17 protein-coding genes are annotated in these 18,291 nt (G+C 65.1%); 6 read left to right on the top strand and 11 right to left on the bottom strand.

From position 1 onward, the window contains the following. Positions 1 to 63: 63 nt before the first annotated feature. From tldD to mreB, 8 genes are all read right to left on the bottom strand, one after another. The gene (tldD, locus tag ACODS9_RS12915) at positions 64 to 1,503 is read right to left on the bottom strand and encodes a metalloprotease TldD (RefSeq protein ID WP_102682709.1); all 1,440 of its coding nucleotides are present in this window, start codon (positions 1,501 to 1,503) and stop codon (positions 64 to 66) included. Between the two features lie 2 nt (positions 1,504 to 1,505). Then, the gene (locus ACODS9_RS12910; protein WP_489094004.1) at positions 1,506 to 2,357 is read right to left on the bottom strand and encodes a carbon-nitrogen hydrolase family protein; all 852 of its coding nucleotides are present in this window, start codon (positions 2,355 to 2,357) and stop codon (positions 1,506 to 1,508) included. A gap of 13 nt (positions 2,358 to 2,370) precedes the next feature. Further along, complete coding sequence (locus tag ACODS9_RS12905; RefSeq protein WP_489094003.1) at positions 2,371 to 6,180, bottom strand: YhdP family protein; 3,810 nt, start codon at positions 6,178 to 6,180, stop codon at positions 2,371 to 2,373. An 88-nt stretch (positions 6,181 to 6,268) separates the two neighbouring features. Further along, positions 6,269 to 7,726 carry a ribonuclease G gene (gene rng / locus ACODS9_RS12900; RefSeq protein WP_046856978.1) on the bottom strand — a complete coding sequence of 486 codons (1,458 nt, stop codon included), beginning with the start codon at positions 7,724 to 7,726 and terminating at the stop codon, positions 6,269 to 6,271. A gap of 54 nt (positions 7,727 to 7,780) precedes the next feature. Next, positions 7,781 to 8,380 carry a Maf family protein gene (locus tag ACODS9_RS12895; protein ID WP_489094002.1) on the bottom strand — a complete coding sequence of 200 codons (600 nt, stop codon included), beginning with the start codon at positions 8,378 to 8,380 and terminating at the stop codon, positions 7,781 to 7,783. A 29-nt stretch (positions 8,381 to 8,409) separates the two neighbouring features. Next, the gene (mreD, locus tag ACODS9_RS12890) at positions 8,410 to 8,898 is read right to left on the bottom strand and encodes a rod shape-determining protein MreD (RefSeq protein WP_046856980.1); all 489 of its coding nucleotides are present in this window, start codon (positions 8,896 to 8,898) and stop codon (positions 8,410 to 8,412) included. Beyond that, positions 8,898 to 9,878 carry a rod shape-determining protein MreC gene (mreC, locus tag ACODS9_RS12885; protein ID WP_401104703.1) on the bottom strand — a complete coding sequence of 327 codons (981 nt, stop codon included), beginning with the start codon at positions 9,876 to 9,878 and terminating at the stop codon, positions 8,898 to 8,900. Before mreC ends, mreD begins: the two co-directional genes overlap by 1 nt. Before the next feature lie 212 nt (positions 9,879 to 10,090). Then, entirely contained in the window at positions 10,091 to 11,128 is a 1,038-nt protein-coding gene (mreB, locus tag ACODS9_RS12880) for a rod shape-determining protein MreB (RefSeq protein ID WP_003255163.1), read from the bottom strand. A 203-nt stretch (positions 11,129 to 11,331) separates the two neighbouring features. Here mreB and gatC point away from each other — a divergent pair, with 203 nt between their 5' ends. From gatC to ACODS9_RS12850, 6 genes are all read left to right on the top strand, one after another. After that, positions 11,332 to 11,619: an Asp-tRNA(Asn)/Glu-tRNA(Gln) amidotransferase subunit GatC gene (gene gatC, locus ACODS9_RS12875; protein WP_023631156.1), complete on the top strand. Its 288-nt coding sequence runs from the start codon at positions 11,332 to 11,334 to the stop codon at positions 11,617 to 11,619. 15 nt (positions 11,620 to 11,634) lie between these two features. Then, positions 11,635 to 13,086: an Asp-tRNA(Asn)/Glu-tRNA(Gln) amidotransferase subunit GatA gene (gatA, locus tag ACODS9_RS12870; RefSeq protein ID WP_401104706.1), complete on the top strand. Its 1,452-nt coding sequence runs from the start codon at positions 11,635 to 11,637 to the stop codon at positions 13,084 to 13,086. Between the two features lie 11 nt (positions 13,087 to 13,097). Next, positions 13,098 to 14,543 (top strand): Asp-tRNA(Asn)/Glu-tRNA(Gln) amidotransferase subunit GatB, encoded by a 1,446-nt coding sequence (gene gatB / locus ACODS9_RS12865; protein ID WP_023631154.1) that lies wholly within the window; start codon positions 13,098 to 13,100, stop codon positions 14,541 to 14,543. 121 nt (positions 14,544 to 14,664) lie between these two features. Further along, a complete protein-coding gene (locus tag ACODS9_RS12860; RefSeq protein WP_489094001.1) occupies positions 14,665 to 15,039 on the top strand; it encodes a septal ring lytic transglycosylase RlpA family protein in 375 nt (124 codons plus the stop codon). Positions 15,040 to 15,100: 61 nt separating this feature from the next. Beyond that, on the top strand, positions 15,101 to 16,144 hold the full coding sequence (locus ACODS9_RS12855) for a calcium/sodium antiporter (protein ID WP_401105015.1): 1,044 nt from the start codon (positions 15,101 to 15,103) through the stop codon (positions 16,142 to 16,144). 10 nt (positions 16,145 to 16,154) lie between these two features. After that, complete coding sequence (locus ACODS9_RS12850) at positions 16,155 to 16,541, top strand: carboxymuconolactone decarboxylase family protein (protein ID WP_401104711.1); 387 nt, start codon at positions 16,155 to 16,157, stop codon at positions 16,539 to 16,541. Positions 16,542 to 16,598: 57 nt separating this feature from the next. Here the strand turns inward: ACODS9_RS12850 and ACODS9_RS12845 are convergent, their stop codons facing one another. From ACODS9_RS12845 to ACODS9_RS12835, 3 genes are read right to left on the bottom strand one after another with little or no spacing between them, the layout of a single operon-like run. Beyond that, entirely contained in the window at positions 16,599 to 16,829 is a 231-nt protein-coding gene (locus tag ACODS9_RS12845; protein WP_401104713.1) for a hypothetical protein, read from the bottom strand. Next, positions 16,826 to 17,527: a lipopolysaccharide kinase InaA family protein gene (locus ACODS9_RS12840; RefSeq protein WP_401104716.1), complete on the bottom strand. Its 702-nt coding sequence runs from the start codon at positions 17,525 to 17,527 to the stop codon at positions 16,826 to 16,828. Before ACODS9_RS12840 ends, ACODS9_RS12845 begins: the two co-directional genes overlap by 4 nt. Before the next feature lie 6 nt (positions 17,528 to 17,533). After that, on the bottom strand, positions 17,534 to 18,214 hold the full coding sequence (locus tag ACODS9_RS12835) for a class I SAM-dependent methyltransferase (RefSeq protein ID WP_401104719.1): 681 nt from the start codon (positions 18,212 to 18,214) through the stop codon (positions 17,534 to 17,536). Between the last annotated feature and the right edge of the window lie 77 nt (positions 18,215 to 18,291).

The raw sequence follows: 18,291 nt of genomic DNA, 5'->3' as shown, positions 1-18,291 counted from the left end.
GCTCCCACGTTCGAAACCGTGGAGACGGCGGTGCGCCGATGCGACTTGCCCCGCGATTGAACATCACCCGCCGGTACCACCGACGGTGATCGCATCCAGCTTCAGGGTCGGCTGGCCAACGCCCACCGGCACCGACTGCCCATCCTTGCCGCACGTGCCCACTCCGCTGTCCAGCGCCAGGTCGTTGCCGACCATCGACACACCGCGCATCGCTTCCGGACCATTGCCGATCAAGGTCGCGCCCTTTACTGGCGCGGTGATCTTGCCATCCTCGATCAGGTAGGCCTCGCTGGTGGAGAACACGAACTTGCCGCTGGTGATGTCCACCTGGCCACCGCCAAGGTTGGCGCAGTAGATGCCCTTCTTCACCGACCGGATGATTTCCTCGGGGTCGCTGTCGCCGGCACGCATGTAGGTATTGGTCATGCGCGGCATCGGCAGGTGAGCGTAGGATTCGCGCCGGCCGTTGCCAGTCACCGCCATGCCCATCAGGCGGGCATTGAGCTTGTCCTGCATGTAGCCCTTGAGGATGCCGTTCTCGATCAGCGTGGTGCACTCGGTCGGCGTGCCTTCGTCATCGACGCTGAGCGAGCCGCGACGACCTTCGAGGGTGCCGTCGTCGACGATGGTGCACAGGCTCGAAGCCACCTTTTCACCGATACGACCACTGAACGCCGAGCTGCCCTTGCGGTTGAAGTCGCCTTCCAGGCCGTGGCCGACCGCCTCGTGCAGCAGCACGCCCGACCAACCCGGGCCGAGCACCACCGGCAGCGTGCCGGCCGGAGCGGGAATCGCCTCGAGGTTGACCAGCGCCTGGCGCAGCGCCTCACGGGCGTAGCCCATCACCCGCTCTTCACTGAAATAGCGATAGTCGGTGCGCCCACCGCCGCCCTGCCCACCACGCTCGCGACGTCCGTTGTGCTCGACGATCACGCTGACGTTGAAACGCACCAGAGGACGCACGTCGGCGGCCAGGCTGCCATCGGCGGCAGCCACCAGGATGCGCTCCCACACCCCGGCCATGCTCACGCTGACCTGCTGGATGCGCGGGTCGAGGGCACGGGTGGCGGCATCGACGCGCTTGAGCAGCTCGACCTTCTCGGCGCGGGTCAGTACATCCAGGGGGTTGTCAGGCGCGTACAGGGCGGTCACGTCCTGGCTGCGGAAGGCTTGCACAGTGCCGTTCTGCCCGGCGCGGGAGATCGAGCGGGCGGCACGCGCCGCCGACGTCAGGGCTTCGAGGTTGATCGCATTGCTGTAGGCAAAGCCGGTCTTCTCGCCGGACTGGGCACGTACGCCCACGCCCTGGTCGAGGTTGAAGCTGCCTTCTTTGACGATGCCGTCCTCCAGTGCCCAGGTTTCCGAGATCTGGCCTTGGAAGTACAGGTCGGCGGCATCGATGCCGGGACCGGCCAACTCACCCAGCACCGTCTGCAGGCTGTCGAGGGTCAACCCGCCCGGGGCCAGGAGCTGCTCACTGACGGTGGATAACATCTGGCTCATAGTCACTCCGAGGTATACGCAGGCCGCAAGGCGTCCTGCGAGAAAAAGCGCCGGTGCGTTGTTACCGGCATGCGCGCCCGGATGGACGCCTGTTCTTCAATATCGCGCGTGGCGAGCAACACCGCCTCGCCCCGCGCCTGTTGCGCGACGATCCGCCCCCAGGGGTCGACGATCGCCGCCTGGCCGTGGGTTTCCCGCGGCCCCGGATGCAGGCCGCCCTGGGCGGCTGCCAGTACATAGCACTGGGTCTCGATGGCGCGTGCGCGAATCAGCACTTCCCAGTGCGCCGCGCCGGTCACCGCGGTGAACGCCGCCGGCGCGCTGATCAGTTCGGCCCCGGCGGCGCGCAAGGCGCTGTACAGCTCGGGGAAGCGCAGGTCGTAACACACCGACAGGCCCAGGCGGCCCACCGGTGTGTCGGCCACCACCACCCGGCTGCCGTGGGCATAATCGTCCGACTCGCGGTAGCGGCCACGGTTGTCGGCCACGTCCACATCGAACAGGTGCAGCTTGTCGTAGCGAGCTGCGAGCTCGCCGTGCTCGTCGACCAGCAACGAGCAGGCATGGGCCTTGGCCTCCGGCTGGCCGACCGGCGGCAGCGGCAGGGTACCTGCGACTATCCATAACCTGAGGTCGCGGGCGGTGCGTTTCAACCATGGCAGGATCGGCCCCTCGCCCAGCGCCTCTGCCCTGCCAACGGCGGCGGCGTCGCGCCGGCCCATGGCAGCGAAGTTTTCCGGCAGCACCGCCAGGCGCGCGCCTCCGGCGGCGGCCTGCTCGAGCAGCGCCGTGGCACGTTGCAGGTTGGCCAGCACATCGTCCTGGCTGACCATCTGGATCACTGCTGACGTCATGACCACCCCGGGATTATTTGTCGAAAGGTTTCACAAAGGTGATTTTAGGCTCTTTGACCGGACCTTCGACGCGATAGTGCACGCTGGCGAACCGCGCCACCCGGTCACCGATCAGGCGATCGACGAGGAACAGCGCGCCCCCGACCGCCGGCGCGCCGACAATCAAGGCGGCCAATGGCAGGTTGTTGGTGACCGGCAATGTCACCAGCAGCTTGGCGTCGACTCGGTCACGGACGAAGTCCATGGTGCCGTCGAGTTCGAAATTGCTCGACGGGCCGGTGACGGTGATCGGCTCTCGCGTCACATAGACCCCTTCGCTGGCCACCAGCAAGCCTTTGACCCGATCGTAGGCCAGGCCCTTGCTGAACAGGTCGGAGAAGTCCAGACGCAGGCGCCGGCCAATGGAGTTGAAGTTGAGCAGCCCGAACACCCGCAAGGCCTGGGCGCTGCCCTCGACCTCGACGAACTGGCCACTGCGCAGCGCCGCGTCGAGGCTGCCGGAGTACCGGTTGAGGCTGACCCAGGCCGGCGAGCCCGGCCAACGGCCATCCACGTCCATGCGGAAGTCGCGGCTGGTGACGGTGGGGGCAAAACCCCAGGCCTTGAGCACATTCCCCAAGTCCTTGCCGTCCACACGGCCCTTGTACCAGCTGGACGTGCTGCCGGGCTCGCCTTCCCAGCCACCGCTGCCGTCGATATGCAGCCCCTTGAGGTCCAGGTCGATATCGCTCATGGCCATGCCCCGAGGGGTCTGGCGCAGCTTCAGGGTGGCACTGCCGAACAGGTCGTCGCCGCGGTACAGCTTGTCGATGGTCAGGTCCAGCGGCGGCGCCTTGCGCGGGTCGAACCCGGCCAATGGATCCGGCGCGTTCTCGACCTGGGCCTCATTCGGATCGGCTGGCGGCAGGCGCAGGCTCTGCAGGCGGACGGTCATGGGCGTGGCCTTGGCATCGGGAATGCGCGCATTGCCGATGACTTCCTGGCTGTCCAGGCGCAGGTCCCAGGCCGGGCCACCACGCATCAAACGGATCACCGCCTGGTTGAGGTCCAGGCCGAACGCCTTGAGCTGGCCGATGCTGAGGTCAACGCTCTGCAGGTTCTGCCGGGCACTGCCGCCCGGATCCTTGCCGGCCAGGCGCTCCATCTGTTGCTGCCAGGGGGCCAGGTCCAGCGTCTCCAGCCGGCCACGCACCCGCAGGCCCTGGCCAGACGGCAAGCTGGCCTCGCCCGTGCCCAGCAACAGCTCGCCACGCCCTTGGCCCAGTTTGTCGGCCGGCGCGGCATAAGCAAAGCGGGCCAGGTCCGCGTAGCTGCCATCGATGCGCCGTTCCGGGCCCTGCAGGGTCAGGCCGAAGCGGCTATCACGGGTCTCTGCGGCGGCCTTGCCAAAAGGTGCCGGCAGATCGATGGCCAGGCCCTTGAGCGACGAATTGACGGTCAAGCGGTTGTCGCGGCTGCCCAGTGTCACTTGCAGCTGATAGGGCAGCTCACCCGAGGCTGGCAGCGGCTGCGTGAACTGCAACCAGTCGGTCAGGGCCTTGAGGCCGACCTGGCCATTGGCATTGATTCGGGTCTGGATCTGCCCACCCTGCCCTTCGGCGCTGATCTGCGCGCTGACCGGCTTGCCAAAGGCGTGCAGGCTGATGTCCTTGCCGCTCAGGCCCTTGTCGAGATCGAAGCTGAAGTCGCCCTTCAGCTGGCTCAGTTCCAGGGCCGGTGGCGCCACTTTCAAGGTAGCGTCGGCGGTCGCGAAGTTCACCAGCACCTTGGGCCGCTGCCCGTGGGCCAGGGGTACATCGAGCTTGACCTTGCCCTTGAGCGGCCCCTCACCTTCCCAACCGGCGAAGATCTCCCCCGTGCCGATGGGCGTTTCCTTGAGGATCTTCAAGCCATCGCCGAGGCTGCCGTCGAAATCACCGTCGAGGATCAGGTGACTGTGCTGGTCACCTTCGACATGGGGAATGTCGACGCTGACATCACTGACCTTGGTGTCCAGCAGCAGCCCATGATGGGCCTGGATGCGCACACCGGTGTCTTCGATGTACACATTGCCATCGACCTGCTGCACCTGCGGCCAGCCTGGTTGGAAATCCAGCGCGGCGTCATGCACCTTGAAGAACAGGCTGATATCGCGGGCATGGGGTGGCGCGTCGTGATGCAGCGACCCCTGGTACTGGAAGTAGCCCTCGTCGACATTGCCCTTGACGATGGCGCTGCGCAGCCATTCGTCCAGGGCGGGGCTGAGCACCTCGGGCAGGTACTTGGCAGTGTAGCGCCCGTCGCCTTCGGTAAGACCGACGCGCAGGTCCATATAGTCTTCGTGGCCCGGCTGCAGGTGGATGCGAATAAGGAAGTCCGCCGCGATCTTGCCCTCGTCGCCCAATACCTTGATGTAGGGGGCGACCAGGGTGAAAGCCTCCTTGTCCAGGGTCCAGGTCAGGCGGGCATTGGCTTTCGGGTAATGCCAGGGTTTGCCGAAGATCGGGTACAGGTGCAGCATGAATGCCTGCGTATCCAGGCGCAGCTCGCCGTGCCCAAGGTCACCGCTGATCGCCCCGGAGACATTGCCCGCCGCCGGCGCGCCGTGATAGGCATCGAAGCCGACCTTCTCCAGATTGGCGGCGAACTGCAGCCGTTGGTCGCCCTCGGCCTTGGGTCGGATGTCCAGGCGCACGTTGCGCAGGGCGCCGGTGACCTTGAGCGCATCGACCACGGTCATCAGCTTGTCCGGCAATGGCGCCAGGGCGTCGATCAAGGGCGTCAGCGGGGTCAGGTCGAGGCGGTCCGCCTGCACCTGCCAGCTTTCCTCGGCCGGGTTCTGGCCCGGACGCTGTGCCAGTTGCAGGTGCGACTCCCAACGGTTCTTGGCAAGGCTCATGGCCAGCGAGTCGACAACGACGTCGAAGCCCTGGTCCCGACGCTGGAACCAGGCCGACAGGGCCAGATTATCCACGGTGATGGCCTTGCGCCCGGTGTAGGCGCCCTTGAGCTGCGGGGCATTGAGGCGAACCATCGCCTGCTGCAACTGCCCTTGCCGCCAGTCGATCCACAGCTCACCACCAGCGCGCAGCGCGCCGGCCTGCCACTGGCCCAGCAACTGCGGCGGCAGCCAGCGTGCCCAGTCGCTTTGCGGCAGGCTCAGGTAAGCCTGCACGCGCCCGTCGCGCCAGGCCTTGGCCGTGGCGCGGCTGTTCAGGCTCAAGGCCAGGGGCTGGCCGTCGGGCAGCGTGGCACGCAGGTCGAGGCTCTGGCGTGAGGCGCCTGCCTGCAAGCCAAGGCTTACGTAGGTGAGGGTCAGGGGGTCTCGTTGCCAGGGATGCAAGGTGACCTGGCTGTCGAAGGCATCGATTCGACCGAGTTGGCGCAGACGCTTGAGCGCATCCGCAGGATCCAGCGGCGCATCATCCTTGTGCGGCAGGCCTTCCAGAGCCCAGTCGCCCTGCTCGTTCTCGCGCAGGATCAGTTGCAGCCCACTGAGCTGGATCCGCGCCAGGCGCACTTCGCGCGCCTTGAGACTGGCCCACAGGTCAGGCACCAGCTTGACGTCGTCCAGGCGCAGCGCCGAGGCGCCTTCGCCCAGTTGCAGGTCATGTACACGCAGTACCGGCGCCAAGCCGCTCCAGCGCCCCTCGAACGCCCCGACGTGCACGGGCATGCCCAAGGCCTGTTCGGCCTTGAGTTCGGCGTCTGCACGGTATTCGGCGACCAGAGGCACCAGTTGCCGACCGAGGCTGACATACAGCGCCACCAGCACCGCCAGCAGGGCGCAGATAACCAGCCCCCAGCGGGTCAAGGCGCTCAGAACGCGGGTCAGACGTTCCATGGCCGAGGCCCTCCAAGTCGTCCCTTAACTATGGCCGGTGTATAGCGCTTTGCCAGCCCGTCCATGGGGCGACCGCTGTTAGAAGGGGTCAGAGCAGCACCACATCGTATTGTTCCTGGGAATACATGGACTCCACCTGAAAGCGGATGGTTCGCCCGATGAACGCTTCAAGTTCGGCGACGTTGCCCGATTCTTCATCGAGCAACCGATCCACCACCTTCTGGTTGGCCAGCACGCGATAGCCCTCGGCCTGGTAGGCACGGGCTTCACGAAGGATCTCGCGGAAAATTTCGTAACAGATCGTCTCGGGGGTCTTCAGCTTGCCGCGGCCCTGGCACGCCGCACAGGGCTCACAGAGCACCTGCTCGAGGCTTTCGCGGGTGCGCTTGCGGGTCATCTGCACCAGGCCCAGCTCGGTGATGCCGATGATGTTGGTCTTGGCATGATCACGCTCGAGCTGCTTCTCCAGGGTACGCAGGACCTGGCGCTGGTGCTCCTCGTCCTCCATGTCGATGAAGTCGATGATGATGATCCCGCCGATGTTGCGCAGGCGCAGTTGCCGGGCAATGGCGGTGGCCGCCTCGAGGTTGGTCTTGAAGATGGTCTCTTCGAGGTTGCGATGGCCGACGAACGCACCGGTGTTGACGTCGATGGTGGTCATTGCCTCCGCCGGGTCGACCACCAGGTAGCCGCCGGACTTGAGCGGCACCTTGCGCTCCAGGGCACGCTGGATTTCGTCCTCCACCCCATACAGGTCGAAGATCGGCCGCTCGCCAGGGTAGTGCTCCAGGCGATCGGCGATCTCCGGCATCAATTCGGCCACGAACTGGGTGGTCTTCTGGAAGGTCTCCCGCGAGTCGATGCGGATCTTCTCGATCTTGGGGTTGACCAGGTCGCGCAGCGTCCGCAGCGCCAGGCCAAGGTCCTCGTAGATCACCACGGGCGCTCCGCAGGTCTTGATCTGCGAGCCGATCTGCTCCCACAGGCGGCGCAGGTAGCGGATGTCCTGGAGGATATCCTCCGCGCGGGCGCCCTCTGCGGCGGTGCGCAGGATGAACCCCCCGGCATCCTTCATGTCTTCCTGGGCCATGCAGTCGGTGACCACCTGCTTGAGGCGATCGCGCTCGGCTTCTTCCTCGATCTTGAGCGAGATGCCGACATGACTGCTGCGCGGCATGTACACCAGGTAACGCGACGGAATCGACAGCTGGGTAGTCAGGCGTGCGCCCTTGCTGCCGATGGGATCCTTGGTGACCTGGACCACCAGTGCCTGGCCTTCGTGGACCAGCGCGGTGATGGTCTCCACGGCCGAGCCTTCGCGCTGGGAGATCTCCGAGGCATGAATGAACGCCGCCCGCTCCAGGCCGATATCGACGAATGCCGCCTGCATGCCCGGCAATACCCGCACTACCTTGCCTTTGTAGATGTTGCCGACGATGCCACGGCGCTGGGTGCGCTCTACATGCACCTCCTGCAGGACTCCGTTCTCCACCACCGCCACGCGTGATTCCATCGGGGTGATGTTGATCAGGATCTCTTCACTCATGGCGCGCTCTCGTCAGTGGTCTGGGGTAATGATGGATTGCTGCGGCGTGGCTGGCTAGCGCTGTGCGGAACCCTCTTGCAGTTGCCAACATGGCACGCCGAATTGCTCGAGCAGTTCGGCGGTTTCACTCAGGGGCAATCCGACCACGGCCGAGTAGCTGCCCTCGATGCCGCTGACGAACACCGCGCCCAGGCCCTGGATGGCATAGCCACCGGCCTTGTCGACAGGTTCGCCGCTGTCCCAGTAGCGCAGCGCTTCCTCGAAGGAGATCGTGCGAAAAAGCACGGTGGTGCTGACGCAGCGGCTGATACTGCGCTGGCCATCGGTCAGCGCCACGGCGGTAAGCACCTGGTGTTCGCGCTTGGAAAGGTCGCCGAGCATGGCCAACGCCTGCTCGCGATTCTCTGGCTTGCCAAGGATCTGACCATCGAGCACCACGGTGGTGTCGGCGCCCAGTACCACCCCTGCGCCATCGGTGTAGGCGAAGCCCGCAACCGCCTTGGCCTGGGCCAGGCGCTCGACGTAGGCCGCCGGCGCTTCGCCCGGCAACGGGGTTTCATCGATGGGTGCGCTGACGACGGTGAACGGCACCCCGATCTGGGTCAGCAGTTCACGGCGGCGTGGCGAGCCGGAGGCCAGGTACAGCTGGGTCATGTGGACATCTCCCTGTCAGTGGCGGCGCGTCAGTGGATATGCAGGCGACGGCGCAGGCCGCGCAGGGCAAAGCTGACCCACGGCCAGAGCAAGGCGCTGATCACCGCCGACCAGACCAGGGCCAGGGTCGGCAGTCGATTGCCGGTCAGCGCGCTGAGCCACAGCTGGATCAGCTGGGCGATACCGAAGATCACCAGGATCACCAGGCTCTGCTGCCACATGGGGAACATGCGCAGGCGCTGCTGCAACGAAAGCACCAGGAAGGTGATCAGGGTAAGGATCAGGGCGTTCTGGCCAAGCAGCGTGCCGTACAGCACGTCCTCGGCCAGGCCAAGCAGGAACGCGGTGGTCATGCCGACCTTGCCCGGCACCGCAAGGGTCCAGAAGGCCAGCAGCAGGGCCAGCCACATGGGCCGGAACACTTCCATGAACTGCGGCATGGGCGAGACGCTGAGCAACAGGCCGATGGCGAAGGTCAGCCAGATGGCCCAGCCGTTTCTGCTACGGGTGCTGGCCATTATTGTCTCCGGGGTTGGGCGGTCGCAGGCGCCGGGGGCACCGCTGCCGCAGGCGTCGCAGTCGCTGGGGCTGCGCCGGGCACCGGCTGAACCGCGCTACCCGTCGCAGATGCAGCCGGCGTGGCCGGTGCCTGGCCGTGGCCAGCGCCCTGACGGTCGGCCTCTTCCTGGGCGATCGCCGCCTCGGTGGCGCGTTCCTCGGGTGTGCGCCGGTCGCTGAACACCAGCAGCATGTAGCGGCTGCGGTTGAGGGCGGCAGTTGGGATGGCACGGACGATGGCGAACGGCTGGCCGGAATCATGGATCACTTCGTTGACCGTGGCCACCGGGTAGCCCGCCGGGAAACGCTGGCCCATGCCCGAACTGACCAGCAGGTCGCCTTCCTTGATGTCGGCGGTGTCGGCCACGTGGCGCAGCTCCAGGCGCTCCGGGTTGCCAGTGCCGCTGGCAATGGCGCGCAGGCCGTTACGATTGACCTGCACCGGAATGCTGTGGGTGGTGTCGGTAAGCAGCAGTACCCGCGCGGTGTACGGCATCAGCTCGACCACCTGGCCCATCAGGCCACGGGCATCGAGCACAGGCTGGCCGAGGAACACGCCATCGCGCTCGCCCTTGTTGATCAGGATACGGTGGGTGAACGGATTGGGATCGACACCGATCAGCTCGGCAACTTCGACCTTCTCGTTGACCAGCGCCGAAGAGTTGAGCAGCTCACGCAGACGCACGTTCTGCTCGGTCAGGGCGGCCAGCTTCTGCAGGCGCCCCTGCAGCAGCAGGGCCTCGGTCTTGAGTTTCTCGTTCTCGGCGATCAGTTCGGTGCGGCTGCCGAACTGGCCAGCCACGCCCTGCCACGTGCGCTGCGGCAGGTCGGTAATCCAGTAGGATTCCATCAGCACCAGACCCATCTGGCTGCGCACCGGCTTGAGCAGGTCGAAGCGCGAGTCGACCACCATCAGCGCGACCGACAGCACGACCAGCACGAGCAGGCGAACGCCCAGCGAGGGGCCCTTGGAGAAAAGCGGTTTAATGGGCCGTTCCTCGTGGACGACTCAGGAGGTCATTGGACATGGGGCAATGCACCGGCCTGCTGCGGATTGACGGAAACGGCGCCCGGGCGGGCGCCAGCACAGCGCTTACAGGTAGCACTGTGCGTGCCACCTGTAAACCTGGACATACACTACTGCATCAGCGATCACTCGCTGGAGAGCAGGTCCATGGCGTGCTTGTCCATCATCTCCAGGGCACGGCCACCGCCGCGGGCGACGCAGGTCAGCGGGTCTTCGGCGACGATCACCGGCAGGCCGGTTTCCTGGGCCAGCAGCTTGTCCAGGTCGCGCAGCAGCGCGCCACCACCGGTCAGCACCAGGCCGCGCTCGGCGATGTCCGAGGCCAGCTCCGGCGGCGACTGCTCCAGGGCGCTCTTGACCGCCTGAACGATGGTCGCCAGCGACTCCTGCAGCGCCTCGAGCACTTCGTTGGAGTTCAGGGTGAAGGCACGCGGCACGCCTTCGGCCAGGTTACGGCCACGGACGTCGACTTCGCGCACTTCGCCGCCCGGGTAGGCGGTACCGATTTCCTGCTTGATGCGCTCGGCGGTGGATTCGCCGATCAGGCTGCCGTAGTTGCGGCGCACGTAGGTGACGATGGCTTCATCGAAGCGGTCGCCGCCGACGCGCACGGATTCGGCGTAGACCACGCCGTTGAGCGAGATCAGGGCGATCTCGGTGGTACCGCCACCGATATCGACGACCATCGAGCCGCGGGCCTCTTCGACCGGCAGGCCGGCACCGATGGCGGCGGCCATGGGTTCTTCGATCAGGAATACTTCACGGGCACCGGCACCGAGGGCCGATTCACGGATGGCGCGGCGCTCGACCTGGGTCGACTTGCACGGCACGCAGATCAGCACGCGTGGGCTGGGCTGCAGGAAGCTGTTCTCATGCACCTTGTTGATGAAGTACTGCAGCATCTTTTCGCAAACGCTGAAGTCGGCGATCACGCCGTCCTTCATCGGACGAATGGCAGCAATGTTGCCGGGGGTGCGGCCCAGCATGCGCTTGGCTTCGGTACCGACTGCGACGACGCTTTTCTGGTTGCCGTGGGTACGGATGGCAACAACCGAGGGCTCATTCAGGACGATACCGCGCTCACGCACGTAGATAAGGGTGTTGGCAGTACCCAGGTCGATGGACAGATCGCTGGAAAACATGCCACGCAGTTTCTTGAACATGGGAAAGTGACCCTGGGGAAAGCGTGGGTAAAAAAGTGCGGCAAACTCTAACAATGGCAGGGATTTTGGGCAAGGAGCCAATATGTTAAATTGGTTGTTTTTCCGAGCATGCCTGCCGATGTTCGCGGCCCTTTGACCGCCAGAATGCCGGCATGTTCCTCATCTGCGGACCCATTCCGTTTTTCGTTTCCCTGGAGATCCCCATGGCGCTTCAACGCTCCGACGTGGAAAAGATCGCCCATCTGGCCCGCCTGGGCCTGAATGAAGGCGAATTGCCACGCATCACCGATGCCTTGAACAGTATTCTCGGGCTGGTCGACCAGATGCAAGCCGTCGACACCTCTGGCATCGAGCCCCTCGCCCACCCGCTGGAAGCCACCCAGCGCCTGCGCCCCGACCAGGTCACCGAGAGCAACCAGCGCGACCGCTACCAGGCCGTCGCCCCGTCGACCGAGAATGGTCTGTACCTGGTTCCGAAAGTCATCGATTAAGGGATAGCGCCTGCCATGCATCAACTCACTCTGGCCGAAATCGCCCGCGGCCTCGCCGACAAGTCGTTCTCCTCGGAAGAACTGACCGGCGCCCTGCTGTCGCGCATCAAGCAGCTCGACCCGCAGCTCAACAGCTTCATCACCGTCACCGAAGCACAGGCCCTGGAGCAGGCGCGCGCCGCCGACGCCCGCCGTGCCTCTGGTGAGACCGGCGCGCTGCTGGGTGCGCCGATCGCCCACAAGGACCTGTTCTGCACCAACGGCGTGCGCACCAGCTGCGGCTCGAAGATGCTCGACAGCTTCACCGCCCCGTACGACGCCACCGTGGTCGCCAAGCTGGCCGAAGCCGGCATGGTCACCCTGGGCAAGACCAACATGGACGAATTCGCCATGGGCTCGGCCAACGAGTCCAGCCACTACGGCGCGGTGAAGAACCCGTGGAACCTCGAGCACGTGCCCGGCGGTTCCTCCGGCGGCTCGGCCGCCGCCGTGGCCGCGCGCCTGCTGCCGGCCACCACCGGTACCGACACCGGCGGCTCGATCCGCCAGCCGGCAGCCTTCACCAACCTGACCGGCCTCAAGCCGACCTATGGCCGCGTATCGCGCTGGGGCATGATTGCCTACGCCTCGAGCCTCGACCAGGGCGGCCCGCTGGCCCGTACCGCCGAAGACTGCGCCCTGCTGCTGCAAGGCATGGCCGGCTTCGACGCCAAGGACTCGACCTCGGTCGACGAGCCAGTACCGGACTTCAGCGCCAACCTGAACGCCTCGCTGCAAGGCCTGCGCATCGGTCTGCCGAAGGAATACTTCGGCGCCGGCCTCGACCCGCGCATCGCCGACCTGGTCCAGGCCAGCGTCAAGGAGCTGGAAAAGCTCGGCGCGGTGGTCAAGGAAATCAGCCTGCCGAACATGCAGCACGCCATCCCGGCGTACTACGTGATCGCCCCGGCGGAAGCCTCCTCCAACCTGTCGCGCTTCGACGGTGTGCGCTTCGGTCATCGCTGTGAAGATCCGAAAGATCTGACCGACCTGTACAAGCGTTCCCGTGGCGAAGGCTTCGGCGCGGAAGTGCAGCGGCGCATCATGGTCGGTACCTATGCCCTGTCGGCTGGCTACTACGACGCCTACTACGTCAAGGCGCAACAGATCCGCCGCCTGATCAAGAACGACTTCATGACCGCGTTCGCCGACGTCGACGTGATTCTCGGCCCGACCACGCCAAACCCGGCGTGGAAACTTGGCGCCAAGAGCAGCGATCCGGTCGCGGCCTACCTGGAAGACGTCTACACCATCACCGCCAACCTGGCCGGCCTGCCGGGCCTGTCGATGCCGGCCGGCTTCGTCGACGGCCTGCCGGTGGGCGTGCAACTGCTGGCCCCGTACTTCCAGGAAGGCCGCCTGCTCAACATCGCGCACCGTTACCAGCAAGTCACCGACTGGCACACCCGCGCCCCCAACGGCTTCTGAGGAGTTCACACATGCAATGGGAAGTTGTGATCGGGCTGGAGATTCATACCCAGCTCGCCACCCAGTCGAAGATCTTCTCCGGCAGCGCCACCACCTTCGGCTCCGAGCCGAACACCCAGGCCAGCCTGGTCGATCTGGGGATGCCCGGCGTGCTACCGGTGCTCAACCAGGAGGCCGTGCGCATGGCGTGCATGTTCGGCCTGGCGATCGATGCCGAGATCGGGCCGCGCAACGTGTTCGCGCGCAAGAACTACTTCTACCCCGACCTGCCCAAGGGCTACCAGATCAGCCAGATGGACCTGCCGATCGTCGGCAAGGGCCACCTGGACATCGCCCTGGAAGACGGCACCATCAAGCGCATCGGCGTGACCCGCGCGCACCTTGAAGAAGATGCCGGCAAGAGCCTGCATGAAGACTTCAACGGCGCCACCGGCATCGACCTGAACCGCGCCGGCACCCCGCTGCTGGAGATCGTCTCCGAGCCGGACATGCGCAGCGCCAAGGAAGCCGTGGCCTACGTCAAGGCCATCCACGCCCTGGTGCGCTACCTGGGCATCTGCGACGGCAACATGGCCGAAGGTTCGCTGCGCTGCGACTGCAACGTGTCGATCCGCCCGAAGGGCCAGACCGAGTTCGGTACCCGCTGCGAGATCAAGAACGTCAACTCGTTCCGCTTCATCGAACGTGCGATCAACAGCGAGATCCAGCGCCAGATCGACCTGATCGAGGACGGCGGCAAGGTGGTGCAGGAAACCCGCCTGTACGACCCGAACAAGGACGAGACCCGCTCCATGCGCAGCAAGGAGGAAGCCAACGACTACCGTTACTTCCCCGACCCGGACCTGTTGCCGGTGGTCATCGAGCCCGGCTTCCTCGACAGCGTGCGCGCCGCCCTGCCGGAGCTGCCACCACAGAAGGTCGAGCGCTTCCAGAGCCAGTACGGCCTGTCGGCCTATGACGCCAACGTGCTGGCCTCCAGCCGCGAGCAGGCCGACTACTTCGAACAGGTGGTGAAGATCGGCGGCGACGCCAAGCTGGCCGCCAACTGGGTGATGGTGGAACTGGGCAGCCTGCTGAACAAGCTCGGCGTCGAGATCGACCAGTCGCCGGTCAGCGCCGAACACCTCGGCGGCATGCTGCTGCGCATCCGCGACAACACCATCAGCGGCAAGATCGCCAAGACCGTGTTCGAGGCCATGGCCGCTGGCGAAGGCGATGCCGACAGCATCATCGAAAGCCGCGGCCTCAAGCAGGTCACCGATACCGGCGCGATCGACAAGATGCTCGACGAGATGCTCGCCGCCAACGCCGAACAGGTCGAACAATACCGCGCCGCCGATGAAGCCAAGCGCGGCAAGATGTTCGGCTTCTTCGTCGGCCAGGCGATGAAGGCGTCAAAAGGCAAGGCCAACCCGGGGCAAGTGAACCAATTGCTCAAGGCCAAGCTCGAAGGGTGATCTGAATGAAGCGGCGAGGGCTTCGCCCTCGATCGCGGATGAATCCGCTCCTACGGGTATGTGTAGGAGCGGATTCATCCGCGATGGGCCGCACAGCGGCCCCATTTGCGGAGCATCCGAATTGCTGAAGCAATCCCTCGCCACCTTCACCCTCTTCTCCCTCCTGGCCGGCTGCGCCAACCATGACATCGACCCTCGCGGCTACGACCAGAGCGGAACCGCCTCCTATTACGGCTCACGCCACCACGGCAAACGCACTGCCAGCGGCGAGCCCTTCAACCAGCATGGCCTCACCGCCGCCCACCGCAGCCTGCCCTTTGGCAGCCGTGTGCTGGTCACCAACCTGGCCAACCAGCGCAGCGTGGTGGTACGCATCAACGACCGTGGCCCGCACACCCGCGGCCGGCTTATCGACCTGTCACGCGCCGCCGCAGAAAAAATCGGCATGCTCCGTAGCGGAACCGCGCGAGTCCGGGTACAAGGTCTGAGCGATTGACCTGACTGGAGCCCTCGCCATTTTCGACCTGGCCACCCTCCCCGCCTTCAGCCTGCTGCAACTGGGCCTGGGCTTGCTGCTGATGATCTTCGGTGCCGAGCTGCTGGTACGCGCCGCCCTGCGCCTGGCCAGCCGCCTGCACGTGCGCCCGCTGATCATCGGCCTGAGCCTGGTCGCCTTCGGCAGCACCGCGCCACAGCTGACCGTGAGTCTGCAAGCCGCCTACCAGGGCGCGCCGGATGTCGCGGTGGGCAGTGTCGTGGGCAGCAACATCTTCAACGTGCTGGTGATCCTCGGCCTTGCCGCACTCATCATTCCGCTGCGTGTGTCACGCCAGCTGGTACGCCTGGATATCCCACTGATGATCCTCGCCAGCGCCCTGGTCTACCTGCTTGCGCTCAACGGCGAACTGGGGCGGCTGGAAGGCGGCCTGCTGCTGCTCGGCCTGGCCGGTTACCTGGCCATGCTCTGGCATCAGTCGCGCCACTACGCCCGCACCTACCCGGCGCCTCGCACCGAGCACGCCAGCCCGCTGCGTTTCTGGAGCGGGGCGCTGCTGCAGATTCTCATGGGCCTGGGGCTGCTGAGCCTGGCGGGTCACCTGGTACTGGAGGCAGCCGTCGAGGTGGCGACTGACCTGGGGCTGTCCGAACGCATCATCGGCCTGACCGTGGTCGCGGTGTGCACTTCGCTGCCGGAACTGGCCGCCGCCCTGATCGCGGCCCTGCGCGGCGAACGGGAGATCGCCGTGGGCACGGTGATCGGCAGCAACCTGTTCAACCTGCTGGCGGTGCTGGGGCTGACGGCAGTGACCACCCCCGCCCCCTTGTCGATTTCACCCAATGCACTGGACTTCGACCTGCCGGTGATGCTCGGCGTCGCCGCGCTGTGCCTGCCGGTATTCTATTCCGGCTACCGGGTCACCCGCGCCGAAGGCCTGGTGTTCCTGTGTCTTTACCTGGCCTACGGCCTGCACGTGGTGACCTTCACCACCGGCCTGCCATTGGCCGGACGCCTCGAACAACTGATGCTGTTCTATGTAATGCCAGTGCTCGGGGTCGTGCTGCTTTACACGACGATCCGCGCTTGGCGCCGCCAACACTAAGGAAAACAACATGGCCGACACGAAACAGACCGGTGAAAGCATTCGTCGCCAGGTAATGGGCGATGCGTTCGTCGATCGAGCCCTGGGCAACGCAACGGCGTTCACCCAACCGCTGCAGGACTTCGTCAACGAGCATGCCTGGGGCAGCGTCTGGGCCCGCGACGGGTTGCCGCTGAAGACCCGCAGCCTGATCACATTGGCCACGCTGACCGCGCTCAAGTGCCCGCAGGAACTCAAGGGGCACGTGCGTGGAGCATTGAACAATGGCTGCACAGTCGAGGAAATTCGCGAGGCGCTGCTGCATTGCGCGGTGTATGCCGGGGTGCCGGCGGCGATCGATGCGTTTCGCGCGGCGCAGGAAGTGATCGACAGCTATCAGGCAAGTACCGCGGATTAAACGGCAAAACGCCAGAGGCTCATGGAGATCCCCTGGCGCCCGTCAAGTCGACCTGCCTCAACCAACCGGCCGCAGGCCCTGGCTCATCCCGAACAGAAACAGTAAAAGATCATGATCCGGCTGAGCCTGCGCCTGGTCAGCCTTCACCACACGAGGCAACGGGCACTGCCCACCCTCCCCGGCCTTGCTGAACACCATGGGCCGCGGCTGCTCCCAGGCTGCCGCCGCAGCGGTGGTCACCGCCAACGCCGCAACCATGAACAAAGCTCGAGCTATTTCTAGTTTCATTGCTCTAAACCTTTGACAGCGCTGCCAAACGCCATTTGGTAAAAGTAGAGCAAGGTCTGCCACTCCGCCTCGTTGAACGACGAGTGGCGGCGCAATTGACGCAGGTCGTTGTACGCCGCTCGCTGGCAACTGATCCGTCGCCGACATTTCTCCAGATCCAGCAACGCGACTTCCACCCGCGCCTGCTCTCCCTCGCCAAGCACCTTGACGAACACATGCTTGCCGTACAGGCAGCCATGCTGCCAATGCCCCAGGTGCATGCGCGCCAGGTTGTCGGCCAGATCCTTGAGCATGCGCTCGTGCACCGCCTGCGGATAATGCTCGCGAGCTCCCGAGACATGCCAGGCATCGAGATCGACAAAGCCATCGAGTGCCTCGCTGACCAGCAACGCACGCCACTGGTGATCGGCGTCACGCTCGGCACCGGCATAGACGATACGCGGCACCCGCACGCCCAACTGCTCGAAACTGTGCAATGCGTCGAGTTCGCGCAACACCGTGGGGCGCCCGAAAGGATGCAGCAGGCTGCGGTAGATATGCCCGACCTGGCGTTTGGCATACAGCATATGGCCATGGTCATCGCTCAGCCGCTGCACACCGCTTTCGCCGCCACGCCGCTGGTTGGGTTCCTCGACCCATTCCCCTTGCTGCTGCCAGTAATAATCGAACTGCCTGGAATGATGCTGGGCTACCGCCATGACTCTTTACCCCTTGCGCAATACGTACACTCGCCACATGGCATAGAACGGCAGAAAGTCGAGACGTTCCTGAATTCTGAAGCCCGCTGAGGAAAACTCTTCTTCCACTGTAGCCGCAGGTAACACAAATCGGTTCTGGTAGCTGTCCTGCGCGGCCTTGGCACTGCGTCGCGCTTCGAGCTTGCGCCGGCGCCAGGCCTTGAAATTGCCATCCACCCACAGCGACAGGATCACGCTGTCGCGGCTAACCCTTTGAAATTCTGAGAGAATTGTCTTGCGATGCGCAGGATCGCCAATGTGATGGAACAAGCGCATGCAGAAAATGCTGTCCACCGAGTTGTCCGGCAGATCAATGGCAAAGGCGGAAGTCTGCAAGGGCCGTACCCGTGCGACGACTTCTGGCGGTTGTGCCGCACAGGCTGTCTCGATCATCGCGGCGGAGTTGTCTGCACCGATGATCACCCGGTTGGCCTTTTCCGCCAGCAGCGGCCAGAAACGCCCTGCGCCACAAGGCAGGTCGAGCACCAGCCCTGGCTCGCCGGCCAAGGCCAGGGCGCGTCGGGCCAGCTGCTCGTCGCGCTGGTGGGAAAGGCGTCGAGCCAGGCCATCCTGGTGCTTGAGGAAGTACTGGCGGGCATGATCCCGATCGTACTTGTCCGAGAATTCGAGTTTGATGGGGCTACGCATTGAGCATCTCCTGACTCCAGTGCGCCCACCTTAGGCAGGTGGGCGTTGGCGTCAGGTCATGCCGATGTGAAAAATCT

Source organism: Pseudomonas sp. FG36 (genome assembly GCF_057809275.1).
The sequence above is the reverse complement of the archived record's forward strand: the minus strand, read 5'-3'. Positions and strand labels throughout refer to the sequence as shown.

Coding starts and splice junctions, on each gene's coding strand:
- tldD (WP_102682709.1), bottom strand. CDS start 1,503: ATGAGCCAGATGTTATCCACCGTCAGTGAGCAGCTCCTGGCCCCGGGC.
- ACODS9_RS12835 (WP_401104719.1), bottom strand. CDS start 18,214: ATGCGTAGCCCCATCAAACTCGAATTCTCGGACAAGTACGATCGGGAT.
- rng (WP_046856978.1), bottom strand. CDS start 7,726: ATGAGTGAAGAGATCCTGATCAACATCACCCCGATGGAATCACGCGTG.
- gatC (WP_023631156.1), top strand. CDS start 11,332: ATGGCGCTTCAACGCTCCGACGTGGAAAAGATCGCCCATCTGGCCCGC.
- ACODS9_RS12840 (WP_401104716.1), bottom strand. CDS start 17,527: ATGGCGGTAGCCCAGCATCATTCCAGGCAGTTCGATTATTACTGGCAG.
- mreB (WP_003255163.1), bottom strand. CDS start 11,128: ATGTTCAAGAAACTGCGTGGCATGTTTTCCAGCGATCTGTCCATCGAC.
- ACODS9_RS12910 (WP_489094004.1), bottom strand. CDS start 2,357: ATGACGTCAGCAGTGATCCAGATGGTCAGCCAGGACGATGTGCTGGCC.
- mreD (WP_046856980.1), bottom strand. CDS start 8,898: ATGGCCAGCACCCGTAGCAGAAACGGCTGGGCCATCTGGCTGACCTTC.
- ACODS9_RS12905 (WP_489094003.1), bottom strand. CDS start 6,180: ATGGAACGTCTGACCCGCGTTCTGAGCGCCTTGACCCGCTGGGGGCTG.
- ACODS9_RS12850 (WP_401104711.1), top strand. CDS start 16,155: ATGGCCGACACGAAACAGACCGGTGAAAGCATTCGTCGCCAGGTAATG.
- ACODS9_RS12845 (WP_401104713.1), bottom strand. CDS start 16,829: ATGAAACTAGAAATAGCTCGAGCTTTGTTCATGGTTGCGGCGTTGGCG.
- gatA (WP_401104706.1), top strand. CDS start 11,635: ATGCATCAACTCACTCTGGCCGAAATCGCCCGCGGCCTCGCCGACAAG.
- gatB (WP_023631154.1), top strand. CDS start 13,098: ATGCAATGGGAAGTTGTGATCGGGCTGGAGATTCATACCCAGCTCGCC.
- ACODS9_RS12895 (WP_489094002.1), bottom strand. CDS start 8,380: ATGACCCAGCTGTACCTGGCCTCCGGCTCGCCACGCCGCCGTGAACTG.